General features: G+C 28.2%; 13 protein-coding genes. 7 read left to right on the top strand and 6 right to left on the bottom strand.

The features are described 5' to 3' along the window. Positions 1–438, top strand: a complete 438-nt coding sequence (locus CURI_RS10380) for a protease complex subunit PrcB family protein (protein ID WP_014968213.1) — start codon at positions 1–3, stop codon at positions 436–438. A gap of 112 nt (positions 439–550) precedes the next feature. Continuing rightward, positions 551–2,938 (top strand): Lon protease family protein, encoded by a 2,388-nt coding sequence (locus CURI_RS10375; RefSeq protein ID WP_041701776.1) that lies wholly within the window; start codon positions 551–553, stop codon positions 2,936–2,938. Between the two features lie 42 nt (positions 2,939–2,980). Here CURI_RS10375 and CURI_RS10370 read toward each other — a convergent pair whose 3' ends face one another. Beyond that, the gene (locus tag CURI_RS10370; protein ID WP_014968211.1) at positions 2,981–3,556 is read right to left on the bottom strand and encodes a 5-formyltetrahydrofolate cyclo-ligase; all 576 of its coding nucleotides are present in this window, start codon (positions 3,554–3,556) and stop codon (positions 2,981–2,983) included. A gap of 187 nt (positions 3,557–3,743) precedes the next feature. Here CURI_RS10370 and CURI_RS10365 point away from each other — a divergent pair, with 187 nt between their 5' ends. Beyond that, positions 3,744–4,427, top strand: coding sequence for a response regulator transcription factor (locus CURI_RS10365; protein ID WP_041701775.1), 684 nt, complete (start codon positions 3,744–3,746; stop codon positions 4,425–4,427). Continuing rightward, on the top strand, positions 4,428–5,798 hold the full coding sequence (locus tag CURI_RS10360; protein WP_014968209.1) for a sensor histidine kinase: 1,371 nt from the start codon (positions 4,428–4,430) through the stop codon (positions 5,796–5,798). 170 nt (positions 5,799–5,968) lie between these two features. On the opposite strand, the gene CURI_RS10355 is transcribed toward CURI_RS10360, so the two are convergent. Next, positions 5,969–6,163: a hypothetical protein gene (locus tag CURI_RS10355; RefSeq protein WP_014968208.1), complete on the bottom strand. Its 195-nt coding sequence runs from the start codon at positions 6,161–6,163 to the stop codon at positions 5,969–5,971. 323 nt (positions 6,164–6,486) lie between these two features. Next, positions 6,487–7,047, bottom strand: a complete 561-nt coding sequence (locus CURI_RS10350; protein WP_014968206.1) for a TetR/AcrR family transcriptional regulator — start codon at positions 7,045–7,047, stop codon at positions 6,487–6,489. Between the two features lie 189 nt (positions 7,048–7,236). Between CURI_RS10350 and CURI_RS10345 the strand changes: the two genes are divergently transcribed. Both CURI_RS10345 and CURI_RS15900 read left to right on the top strand, forming a co-directional pair. Further along, positions 7,237–7,653, top strand: coding sequence for an OsmC family protein (locus CURI_RS10345; protein WP_014968205.1), 417 nt, complete (start codon positions 7,237–7,239; stop codon positions 7,651–7,653). A 312-nt stretch (positions 7,654–7,965) separates the two neighbouring features. Then, positions 7,966–8,112, top strand: a complete 147-nt coding sequence (locus CURI_RS15900; protein ID WP_187287439.1) for an LDCC motif putative metal-binding protein — start codon at positions 7,966–7,968, stop codon at positions 8,110–8,112. Between the two features lie 68 nt (positions 8,113–8,180). Here the strand turns inward: CURI_RS15900 and CURI_RS10340 are convergent, their stop codons facing one another. Further along, entirely contained in the window at positions 8,181–10,010 is a 1,830-nt protein-coding gene (locus CURI_RS10340) for an urease accessory protein UreH domain-containing protein (RefSeq protein WP_014968204.1), read from the bottom strand. A 522-nt stretch (positions 10,011–10,532) separates the two neighbouring features. Between CURI_RS10340 and CURI_RS10335 the strand changes: the two genes are divergently transcribed. After that, positions 10,533–10,850 (top strand): hypothetical protein, encoded by a 318-nt coding sequence (locus CURI_RS10335; protein ID WP_014968203.1) that lies wholly within the window; start codon positions 10,533–10,535, stop codon positions 10,848–10,850. A gap of 48 nt (positions 10,851–10,898) precedes the next feature. Here CURI_RS10335 and CURI_RS10330 read toward each other — a convergent pair whose 3' ends face one another. Both CURI_RS10330 and CURI_RS10325 read right to left on the bottom strand, forming a co-directional pair. Beyond that, positions 10,899–12,296 (bottom strand): sensor histidine kinase, encoded by a 1,398-nt coding sequence (locus tag CURI_RS10330; protein WP_014968202.1) that lies wholly within the window; start codon positions 12,294–12,296, stop codon positions 10,899–10,901. Beyond that, entirely contained in the window at positions 12,296–13,009 is a 714-nt protein-coding gene (locus CURI_RS10325; RefSeq protein ID WP_014968201.1) for a response regulator transcription factor, read from the bottom strand. The genes CURI_RS10330 and CURI_RS10325 overlap by 1 nt, the downstream gene beginning before the upstream one ends. Positions 13,010–13,060: the final 51 nt, after the last annotated feature.

Raw genomic sequence — 13,060 nt, 5'->3', positions numbered from 1 at the left:
GTGAAAAAATTAGGCATAATATCTATAGTAATCTTAATGATTTTAGGAATAATTTTAATACCCAAAATAATAAAAAATGAAGGTGATCGACAAGTGAAGTTTAAAAGCATTGAAGTTAGCGAAGCACCAGAAAAAATACAAGAACTTATTCCAAGATACTTATCCGAAGAAAGAGCTCTAGCATGTAAGATAGATAATAGTATATATATAATATTAACAAGAGGCGAAAAAAGTACAGCAGGATATTCAGCAGGCTTAGAAAGAATAGAGCAAGTGAAAAATGACAAAAATTACAACTTAGTAGTTCATGCTAAATACACAGATCCAAAGCCTGATGAGATGGTAGCACAAGTCATTACCTATCCTGTTGTAGTGGTAAAGACTGAATTAGAAGGACTGCCAGATAAGATAAAATTAGAAGTTGATTATGAAGAGTAAATCACCAGTAATATTACTGGTGATTTTATTTTTTTTGAAAATAGCAGTCAATTTTTTTAGCGTTTGGAATATAGTAACAATAACAAAAGAAACAATCTCAGGAGGTGATTATTTGGGAGAAAAATTAAAAGTGCCATTGTACAAACTAAAAAGGAGATCTGACTTATCAAAGTACAAAATAGAAACCACCAAAGATGTAGCGATTTCTAGTAATATAATAGGTCAGAATCGTGGAGTTAACTCGTTGGAATTTGGACTTTCTGTTAATAAGAAAGGATATAATATATATGTTTCAGGCATCACAGGAACAGGAAGAACCAGTCACTCATATTCATTAGCACTAAGGCATTCAAAGAATAAAGAAACTCCAGATGACTGGTGTTATGTATATAATTTCATAAATCCTGAAACTCCTAAATCAATTAGATTAAAGGCTGGAGATGGTAAACGCTTTAAATATGAAGTAGAAAATTCAATAGAAAAAATAAAAGAATCCATCGAAGAATCTCTTTCATCTAAGGATTATGAGGATAATAGGGAATTAATATATAAATATTTTAAAAAGAAAACAGAAGAGGTTATAATTGAGTTAAATGAAAAAGCTAAAGAATATAACTTTACTTTTAAAAAAACAGAAGGTGGGCTAGTAAGTATTCCTCTAATCGATGGTAAACAGCTAGAAGATGAGGAAATAGAAAAACTACCAAAAAGAGAACTGTATTTAATACGAGAGAATTCTAATAGACTAGAAGCTAAAACTATAGAAATAGTAAAGAAAATTATAGAAATAGAACAATTATTGGAAGATAAATTAATAGAATTAGAGGAGCGAACAGTTTCAACTTTAATAGAGACTCACTTTAACCCTATATTAGATACATTCGGATATAATAAAAAAATAAAGAAATATTTAACTGAGATGAAAGAAGATATAATCTTAAATATAAACGAATTTATAGCAGATGATGAAAATAGTGAAGAAGTGAAAAAGATTTTAATTAGAAATAAAATAACAGATGACTTTTTTAAAAGATATCAAGTGAATCTTTTTATAGATAATAGTGAAAATAAAGGAGCACCTGTAATAAAGGAGATAAATCCAACATATTACAATTTGCTTGGTAAAATAGAATATTTTAATGAAATGGGATTTTTAAAAACAGATCATACAAGAATAAAACCAGGAGCTATACACTTAGCAAATGGAGGATATTTACTATTAAGCGCTAAAGATATACTATCCAATCTTTTGACTTGGGAAGGACTTAAGAAGTGTCTTATGACGAAACTAGGAAAGATAGAAAACATATCTAAAGATAGTGTAGTAGCAGAAAGCATAAAGCCAGAGGCAATACCATTAGATATTAAGATAATATTAATAGGTGATTACTATACCTACCAATTATTATATAATTATGATGAAGATTTTAAAAAGCTCTTTAGAATAAAAGCAGATTTTGACATAGAAATGGAAAGAAATGATGGAAATATAGAAAAGCTGCTTTCATTTGTAGCCAGCCATTGTAAAAGAGAAAACTTAAAACCATTTGATAGAGGAGCAATAGAAGAAATAATAGAATATAGCTCAAGGATAGTAGAACATCAAGACAAACTGACCACTCAATTTAATGAAATATTAGAGGTAATGTATGAGGGAGATGCTTGGGCGAGATATATGGGTTCAGATATAGTAAAAAGGGAAGATATAAGAAAAGCAATAGATGAAAAGATATATAGAAATAATAGATATGAAGAAAAAATACAACAAATGATTAAAGATGACAGTCTAATAATAGACACAGCTAGTCAGAAAATAGGAGAAATAAACGGTTTAGCAGTAATAGATATGGGAGAATACTCATTTGGAAAACCAAATAAAATAACAGCATCAACTTTTGCAGGTAGAGATGGTATAATAAACATCGAAAGAGAAGTCAATAAAAGTGGAAGTAATCATGATAAAGGAGTACTAATATTAAGTGGATTCATGGGAGAAGAGTTTGCTAAGAAAAAACCACTATCACTTTCAGCAAGCATAACGTTTGAACAATGCTATAGTGTAGTAGACGGAGATAGTGCATCGAGTACAGAGCTTTACGCACTTTTATCTAGCTTATCTGACTTACCTATAAATCAGGGGATATCTACAACTGGATCTATAAATCAAAAAGGCATAGTTCAGACTATAGGCGGAGTTAATGAGAAAATTGAAGGGTTTTTTAAGATATGTAAAGCAAAAGGTTTAACAGGAAATCAAGGGGTAATAATTCCTTACCAAAATGTAGAGAATCTTATGTTAAGAGATGAGGTATTGGAAGCTGTCAATGAAGGAAACTTCAACATATATGCTATAAAAAACGTAAAAGAAGGAATAGAAATATTAACTGGAGTTCCATATGGAACTAGAGATGATGATGGAAATTTCGAAGTAGGTACAGTGGGATACTTTGTTCAAAGAAAGTTAGAGGAATATAGTAAAAATACTTCTGAATATAGTTAAAATTAAGGGTGCAGACATTATAATATGCACCCTTAACAAATACTATCTTTCACAGTTAATTATTTCGTTTTCAGTTATAACTATATCTACAGGAACATCATGAGAATCAGGATAAGCATGATCTACCATTTGAAGATCGAAAGAAAGAGCTATTTTAGAAACATCTGGTCTTACTCTTTCAAGGAATCTATCATAGTATCCTGCTCCATATCCTATTCTAAAGCCTTTCTTATCAAAAGCAACCCCAGGTATTAAAACTAAATCAACTAATTTTGGATCTGTTTCTCTTATGAATTCTTTTTTAGGCTCTAGAATACCATATGCTCCAGACTCAAGTTCATTATCATAGTCTATTAGCTCTGATAAGATTAATTGTCTAGTCTCCACTACACTAATAGGAATAACTATCTTTTTACCATCTTTAACAGCTCTTTTAATAAGATTTTCAGTTTTAACTTCATTTCTAAAGTCAATATATGCCATTATAGTATTTGCATTTTTATAAGCATCTGTAGATACTAGGTAGTCAGTAACTTTATCACTTTTTAGAGAAACTTCATCTAAAGGCATAGATTTTCTTTTTTCTAAAGTTTCTTTTCTTACGCTATTTTTATCCATAAAAATCCCTCCATGAAATTATGTAAGTATTAAAATTTTATTGATACTAAAAATTACAACGTATTCATTATATCATTAAAAACTACTTTTATATTAATTTGTATTAAAAGTTTTTTAAATTAGAGACTTTTATTAATTTTCATAAAGAATTTAAATAAAATTGATATAATATATTGGGGTGAAAAATATGAAAAATATTTTAATCATTGAAGATGAGGAAAGTGTATCAGAAGTTTTAAAAGCCTATCTTGAAAAAGAGAAGTATAAAGTACATTGTGCTAAAAGAGGATTAGATGGAATAAAACTTTTTAAATCAATAGATTTTAAATTAGTAATACTTGACTTGATGTTACCAGATATTAGTGGGGAGGATATATGCAAAAAAATACGTGAGAGTTCAGGTGTACATATATTTATGTTAACTGCAAAAGGAACATTAGATGAAAGAATAGAGGGTTTAAATATGGGAGCAGATGAATACTTGGTTAAGCCATTCAGTCCAAGGGAATTAACGGCAAGAGTGAATGCTCTTTTTAGAAGATTAGACATGAATGCAAGATCAGATTCAATTTCTCATGATGGAAGACTGACTATTGATTATAATGAGAGAACAGTAAAGATAAATAATAAAGAGATACCATTTACACCTAGTGAATTTGATATACTATATGAACTTAAAAGAAATAAAGGTAGAGTTTTAACAAGAGAGCAATTAATAGAGCAAGTCTTCGGAATGGACTTTGATGGATATGATAGAACGATTGATGTACATATAAAAAACATACGTAAAAAGATAGAAGAAGATACTAAAAATCCTAAATATATTATTACTGTTATGAAAGTAGGATACAAATTTGGTGGTGAGGATTAATTGCAAACAATTAGAAAGAAACTTAGTATTATATTTTTCACATGTTCAATTATAGCAATACTCTTAATTATATTGTTCGTAAATATAACAATAAATAATAAGTTTAATAGGTATATGATTGAGAATCAGAATAAAAGATATGAAAGAATAGTTTCTTATTTTGAGGAAGTGTATAAAAGAGAAGGGAAATGGACTAATGATTCTGGAGTAGAGCTAGCACATGAAGCTTATATGGGTAATTATTGTTTAACACTCATGGATATAGATAAAAACTTTATATGGGGAATGGATCCTAAAGATATAAAAAATAATAAGCACCTAAATACTATGGTAGTGAAAGATAAGGGTATTTACAATGTAAAAACATTTGAGATTAAATCAGATGGAAAGATAGTGGGATATGTGGATGTTGGACAGTACTCGCCTATACTGTTATCAGAAGAGGATATAAATTTTAAAGTCTCTATAAATAAAAGTATTATTATAAGTGGATTTCTAGCTTTAATAATAATTACTATAGTAAGCCTTTATTTTTCAAGACAACTATCGATTCCCATGAGTGATGTTATTAATATGTCTGTAAATTTATCCAAAGGCGAATTTTATACACAGTCTAATGTAAAGAGTAATATTAAAGAATTAGAAGACTTAAGGAATAGTATTAATATACTAGCTGAGAAACTAAGATGTCAGGATATGCTAAGAAGACAGTTAGTTTCTGATATTTCACATGAGATAAGAACACCTCTAAATATACTCCAAAATAATCTCGAAGCTATGATAGATGGAATATTTCCTGTAACATCAGAAAGATTAAACTATCTCAATGAAGAGGTAGTTAGATTTGGTAAACTATTAAATAATTTAAATGAACTAAAAGAGTTTGAATCTGAAAGTATTAATCTTCATTTTGAAAAAATATCATTATCTGAACTAATGATGGATATATATAATGAATTCTATATGATAGCAAAAAGTGGAGATGTAGAACTAGACTATAAGATAGAGAACCAAATGAATAATTATATTATAACTGGAGATAGAGATAAATTGAAACAAGTCTTTATAAACCTTCTATCTAATGCTTTAAAGTTTACTGAAAAAAATGGGAAAGTAATGATAGATTTATATGAAAGTGATAAAAACATTATTGTAAAAGTTAAAGACAATGGCATTGGAATTAAGAAAGAAGATAGTCCTTTTATATTTGAAAGACTTTATAGAGGCGATAAAAGTAGAAATCAAATAGAGGGCAGTGGTATAGGATTAACTGTTGTAAAAAGCATATTACAACTTCACTATGCAAGAATAGAAATGGAAAGCGGAGAAGGAGAAGGAACAGTTTTTAAAGTTTACTTTAAAAAGGAGTAAACTTTAAAAACTGCTGTGATAATAAATATTAAATTATTAAAAGTATATTATTGAAAATGTCATATTAATACCTATCATAATAAGGATTTATTAATTAGAGGTTATTAATTTTAATAAAAGGCTCCGCTTTAAATCAATGTTAATATATGAGCATACTAAAAGTGGACAGATTAACTTGTCCACTTTTTTAAACACCATATAATATTTGCAATTAGTAAACCAAATATTAGACCAAAACCTGTACCACTTATTGCAAAGAAAGTGTTATTTCTCATAATTATCGAAAAAACAACACCTACAAATAAACCAATTATCATTCCAATGACAAGATATTTAGAAAGGTCATTATCTTTATTATTGTTCAAGTAAATACCTCCTATTATATAAATCATCAACAAATAATTAGAATACAATTATTCATTAGTTTATATTCTTATTATACATAGTATGTGGATTATAACTCCATTGAAAATATAAATTAAATATATAGACTGCTTTGGTTCCTTTATATGAATAGGCAAAAAATACTTCACATTTGCAATAAGGATATACTTTATCTTTAGAGAACCTTATTTCTTTAACTTCCATAACTGCTTATACCTACATCACAACCTAACTTTCAGAAAGTAATCAAATATCAACACTAAATTAAAGCAAAGCTTAATAAAAGATAAATTAACACAGCAGTTTAAATTATCTCCTTTATAGCACCCATAAGAAAAGGATGTATTTGATCAAAGAAAGTCTCAATTGGAACTTTTTTATTTTCGTTAATCCATAAACACGAAGCACTGCAAATAGAAGAAGCAAGCATAGTTGCAATCATTATATTTTGTTCTCTGTCCTTAGACTTTAAAAAGGTTACGATTATATTAACGACTATACGTTTAACTCTTTCTTCTGTTAAGGCAATTACAGTATTATAATTATGTTTAAAAGTTTCTTTTGATTCATCAGCAAAGTCACAAAATGAATAAACTAAAAGTCTAAGGGTATCTGAATCCAGATCTTCTTTATCTACAACTTGCTCAAATTTTTTATGGAACATCATTTGATCTACTATTTTTTCAAGTAGAATATACTTATCTGAGAAATGACTATAAAAGGTGGAACGGTTAATATTGGCTAAATTTGTTATATCTTTTATGGATATGCTATGAAAATCTTTCTCTTTTACTAGAGAAATAAAAGCATCTATAATAAGTTTTTTTGTTCTAAGAATACGGGGATCTTCTTTTAAGACAGCCACTTAGTTATCACTCCTTTTTATACAAATGTTATGATATGTTGTTTAAACAACACTATATACTTTTTAACCATTGTAAATAATAAAATAATTATATATATTTATTATAAACAACATGTGTTGTTTATTCAACTAATAGTTTACACTATTTAAATGAAGAAAAGTATTTAATTTTACTAAGGAGATGGTTGTATGAAGTGTGTAGCGACATATAAAGATGGACTAACAGTCCAATCTATATCAAGAGATCACAATCTAATTATGGATGTGTCAAAAGAAGATAGAGGTATGACACCTGGAGAAATGTTAATAAATGCATTAGCAGGATGTAAGCTGTTATCTTTTGTTTCTCTATCTAGATTTAGAAATATAAATTTTGAAAACTTATCTATAGAAATTAGTGCAGAAGCTGAAGATAAAGGATTTGTAGGAGAAACTAAAATTCCAGCAAAGTCTGTCAAAAGTATTCATATAATTTATAAAATAAAAACTACAAATACAAAAGAAGAAATAAGAGAATATTTAAAATTAGTTGATGAGCTTTGTGCAGTAGGAAATGCTTTGAGAGAAGATATTGAAAAAACAGAAGAAATAGTTATATTAGATTAAATCTCTAATAAAAACTATCTTATAGTTAATAGAGCATGATTAGAAGTAAAGAGAAGAAATGTTATATATGATTCTTCTCTTTATGACTTTTCATTTACATATTTGTTTCACAAAACGATTAGAAGTTCTCATAGATGATAACTCCTTTCTATTGAAATCTTTATATTTAACTTTTCCACAAATAATTAAATTTAGTTAATACAGTGAGTTAAACTAATTAATAATTCTACATACTATCTACATAACATTTATGTATAATATATATGAAGAAGTATAGATATTTCAAAATAAGTTTCAAAAGGGGAATATACTATGAAAAAAATAAAACAATTTTTAAAAAATTTCTTAAAAAAAATTGAAGAGCAAAATAACCAGTCTTTTGGTACTGGTAGACTTGATTGTTGCGATTTAAATAAGTCACCTAACGTTAACAAGAAGACAGTTAATAAAAATAAATAACTAAAGAATAATAAAAGAGAAGTCTTTATGATTTTTATCATATTCTTCTCTTTTATTATATTTAATATCTATTTCTTAATATATTTATCCCTCATTTCTTCTAAATCAACTGTACTTAAATCATCAACAACTTCAATTATGCCTAGAATACCGTTAGGGTTTAATACAGCATAAACACCAGCCTTGTCAGGAGTAAGTTCTATCTCGCTTACTTTATTTTCAGAATTAAAGGAATTAACCTCTTCCCCAGTGACTGTATCTACAATTAAGTACTCTCCTCCAATATTATCAAAATCATCTAAATTGAAAAAAAGTTTTGTCTTTAACTTATAGTCAGTAACTATTAATAGTGGCTGAAATTCATATCCAATACCCTTAAATTCAGCACTATAATATTTCCCAAGAGTGGAAGCTTTACTAATAAATTTTTCAGTTGGAACCTGAGATGTATCATCACCATAAATACTAGGTTCATTAGAAGGTTCAGAATCAGAGCTTTCGTCAACAGGACTTGCACAACAGCTTGGGCTTTTACTCGCAGGAGGTAGTGACGGATCTGGTTTTGATATATCAATAGCATCAAGATCATCTACAACTTTTATTACTCCTCTTAACATACCCATCCAACAGCTGAAATTTATATCTTTATCACCTGGATTGAACTCTATAATATTTTCTCCACTCTTTATTTTTTGTTCTTTATTTAAGGATTGTATCACAATAGCATTATTACACGAAGTAAGTTCCTTACCATCTATTATCCACTTAACGGGAATTCCTTTCTGAACATAAAAAGCATTAGGAGAAAAACCATTATTATCAGCAGTCATATTTATAATTTGAACACCATTTTCTATAGTAGCCTTAGCTACGTCTGAACTAGAAGAATTATTAGGATTTCCAAATAGAAGGTTACCAGATTTACTTCTAATTGATGACAAAGGATTGATATCTATACCTGCTAGAACAAATCCTCTATTGCCCATAATTAAGCCAAGAATGATTATAAGAACACCACTAAATTTAAGAATTTTTTTAGTATTTCCTTTACTTAAAAGACCTGAAAGTGCACCAAATGTTAACATGAGAGGCACGGTTCCCATGGAAAAAATGAACATCGATAAAGCACCTTTTGCTGCACTGCCTGTACCTAAAACGAAAAGCTGCATAGTTTGAAGTGGACCACAAGGCATGAGACCATTAAAAAAACCAACAATAAATGGAGATGTAGAATTAGTTTTAGTTCTGCATAAAAAATTTGGTAGTTTGATATGAAATCTTCTGAACATACTAAACCCTGACATGTTTAATCCCATAATAATCATGAATATACCAGCAAATATTTGTATAGCAGCTTTTGTTACAATTGAAAAAGAAAAAACTGAACCAAGAGCACCTATTATTCCACCAATAATAGTATAAGATATAACTCTTCCTAGATTATATAAAAGAGATGGCTTAATAGCTTCAAATTTGTTTGTACTTTCTGTTGACAAACTTTGAGAAATCATAATACCACCGCACATTCCTATACAGTGAATTGAAGTGAGGACTCCGATCGCGAAAATCACCACAAAGGAGGCATTACTAAGTTTCTCTTCCATGTCAAACCCACTAGTATTTAATCCAAGGAGTGCTATAGCAGCTACTATTACAAGAATTCCAACAAATTTGTAACTACCCGAATTTTGTGTAGTATATCCAGCATTCTCGATATAAGTTTTAATTTGCTCTAACCTACATAGTCCATCAACATATTCAACTTCAACAAATTGATAACTATAACTAGCTTTTACACTTAAGACTCCATCTAGCTTTTTTATAACTTTTTCAATCCTATTTTCGCAAGATGGACATGTCATTCCATAAACCTTAATCTTTTCTACCTTAATATCCATAAAATTCCCCCTATATATTTAGAAATAAAAGTTGACTTGTTGAATAACTAAATCTAGGTAAAATAAAGCAGGAAAGTATTAATATTTTATGTATTATAAACTTCTTGAAAGTTTTATAGTAAATTAAAATAAGCTTTTATCTCAATATTGGTAAAAATAGTTATTCAACAATTTAATAAAATTATATAAAAAATATATGTTAATTGTATGAAGATACTATAGTCTAATTAAAGTCATATTAATTAATTCTATTCTCTATAGAATGAGTAAATAACTATAAAAGATGATATAAATTATTAGATTTTAAGAGTTAACAATTACATAAAACTTAAGTAAAAATTTAAAAAATAGGAAGATATCTTTAGTTAAATTATTATCTCAGTTAAACCTTAGGAGTGTTTTAAATATCATATTAATGATTTAGTAATTTGAATTAAGATAGATATATTCATAATTCCTCCACAAACTCAGAGTATCATATAAATAGATAATGAAATAAATTGGGAAAAGGAGAGATTGTAAATGAAAAAAAGACTTTTAGCAATAATGACTATAGCTATATTAACTATAGGATCGGTAACTGCTGTATATGCAAATAAAAATAATACAAATGAAAATAATAACTTTTATAAAAATTGCAATTTTGAAAATAGCTCTAAAGTTACAGGGAGTAGGGACTTTAATGAAATGAATAAATTTATGAACAATATGACTGATGAGCAATATGAAAATATGATAGAAGGTATGAGAAATAGAGGATACAAAGATAGGGCTAATATGATGAACTCTATAAGCAGAGAAGAAATGATTAAAATGCATAATTCTATGATGGGAAGATAATTCAAAAAACCAGAACTAATGTATTTTACATTAGTTCTGGTTTTTTAATTAAGACAATATATCTGGAATTTCAACTGTAAAAGTGGTACCATGGTTTATCTTACTTTCCACATATATTTTTCCACCATGAGCTTCAACAAAAGCTTTTGTAATAGTAAGCCCTATACCAGAACCACCAGTGTTTTTATTACGAGACAAATCACTTCTATAAAAACGTTCAAATATAAAGGGTAAGTCATCTTCAGAAATTCCTATGCCATTATCAACAACTTTAATTACAATATTTTGTTTTTCTTTTTTTAGTATAACTTCTACTTTTCCATTTGGCTTTAGATAATTATAAGAATTAATAATTAGGTTATACATAATTTGCTTAAACTTATCTCGATCTACTATTGATTCTAAACTAGGCTCTATAAAGCTAATTAATTTATAATTCTTTTTAACATATAGAGGTTTAAAAGTATCAATAATATTTTCTAATTCACTAGAAATATTGATTTTACTCTTATTTAAATTTAGGTTAGCCTGCTCTAGCTTTGCTAGATTACGAATATTATCTACCATTTTTGTTAGCCTTTCTATTTCTTCATAAAAGGCTTCAAACCTTTCAGGAGTAGGACTCCATACGCCATCAATAAAAGCTTCGATATGCGTTTTTAGTGTGGTTAATGGAGTTCTTAACTCATGAGCCATATCAGAAGTTAGCTTTTTTCTAAGCATTTCTTGCTTATTTAAAGTTTCAGCTAGATAATTAATAGAATTAGATAGCTCATATATTTCTTTGGTATTTGTGTTGAATATAGCTCTAACTTCAAGATTTCCAGATCTCACTTTATTTGCTGTTTCAGTTATCTTAACGAGTGGTTTTGAAATCTGTCTTGAAATAACTATACTGATTATGAGACCGAAGATTAAAGCTATGATACCAGATAATATAAAAGAATTATTTAAGGTACTCATGAAAGTAACTGAAGCAGAAGATAAGTAAGAAGTTCCAAAATAACCGATGATTATAGAACCTACTTTCTTATTGGCTATGAGTAGTGGATACTTATCTTCTGTATAGTTACCAACTTCCATCTTAGATGATCCGTGCATCATAGGATTCATCATATCTCCCATCATTTTTTTATGACGCAAGTGAGCACTACCTGAAGAGTAGATAATGTTGTTGCTCGAGTCTATAACTTGAATATATAAATCTTGTAACTGTGCATATCTTTGTACCTCTTCTTTGCTCATATCAGAAAATCCACTTTGACTATCGTATAAATCATTAATGATTTTTACTGCATTCTTTATTTTGGTGTTATGTTCATCTATTAAGTAATCTTTGAATTTTCTATCTACTATATAATTTGATATAAAGCTTGTTAAGATGATAGAACCTAAAACTGCTAGAAGAAATCCTAAGGATAATTTTTTCATTAAAGATATTTTCATTACTTGACCTCATTAGGGCTTGAAATAAATTTATATCCAATTCCATAAACCGTTAGTATATACTTTGGATCTTTTGGATTATCTTCTATCTTGTGACGGATATTTTTAATATATGTGTCTACTGTTCTATCAAAAGCTTCATAATCAACTCCAAAAGCTTTATCTATCAATTGCTCTCTTGAAAGTACCTGATTAGGATTTGTAAGTAGAACTGTTAGAACTTTAAACTCATTTGTCGTTAAACTTATAAATTCTCCATGTTTTTTTGCTACCATACTTTTCACATCAAATTCTAGATTTCCATGATCAAATGTTAAAATATCAGCCATAGGCAAAGTGTTTTTATATGTTCTTCGTATTAAAGCTCGTATTCTTACTATAAGTTCTCTTACACTAAAAGGTTTAGTTAAGTAGTCATCAGCGCCGATAGATATTCCCTCTATTCGTTCATCTTCATCAACTTTAGCAGTGAGCATAATGATCGGAACACTGGAAGAAGAGCGTATGTTACGACATACTTCTTCACCAGATAGCTCTGGAAGCATTAGGTCAAGAATTATGATATGAATAGTTTCTTTATTAAATATATTAAGTGCGGTTTTACCGTCCATTGCAGTAAGTACTTCAAAATTTTCTTTTTCAAGATATGCTTTAACTACATCTAATATCTTTGGTTCATCATCTACCACTAAAACTTTAAATTTATTACCCAAATATATCACCTCATAATATTATAATTACAAAATTATCAAAATTTATTAAAT

This window comes from Gottschalkia acidurici 9a (assembly GCF_000299355.1).
Lineage (GTDB): Bacteria > Bacillota > Clostridia > Tissierellales > Gottschalkiaceae > Gottschalkia > Gottschalkia acidurici.
The sequence above is the reverse complement of the archived record's forward strand: the minus strand, read 5'-3'. Positions and strand labels throughout refer to the sequence as shown.

Excerpts from the sequence above, each read along its gene's own strand:
- CURI_RS15900 (WP_187287439.1), top strand. The coding sequence starts at position 7,966 with ATGAAAAAAATAAAACAATTTTTAAAAAATTTCTTAAAAAAAATTGAA.
- CURI_RS10365 (WP_041701775.1), top strand. The coding sequence starts at position 3,744 with ATGAAAAATATTTTAATCATTGAAGATGAGGAAAGTGTATCAGAAGTT.
- CURI_RS10340 (WP_014968204.1), bottom strand. The coding sequence starts at position 10,010 with ATGGATATTAAGGTAGAAAAGATTAAGGTTTATGGAATGACATGTCCA.
- CURI_RS10330 (WP_014968202.1), bottom strand. The coding sequence starts at position 12,296 with ATGAAAATATCTTTAATGAAAAAATTATCCTTAGGATTTCTTCTAGCA.
- CURI_RS10370 (WP_014968211.1), bottom strand. The coding sequence starts at position 3,556 with ATGGATAAAAATAGCGTAAGAAAAGAAACTTTAGAAAAAAGAAAATCT.
- CURI_RS10345 (WP_014968205.1), top strand. The coding sequence starts at position 7,237 with ATGAAGTGTGTAGCGACATATAAAGATGGACTAACAGTCCAATCTATA.
- CURI_RS10335 (WP_014968203.1), top strand. The coding sequence starts at position 10,533 with ATGAAAAAAAGACTTTTAGCAATAATGACTATAGCTATATTAACTATA.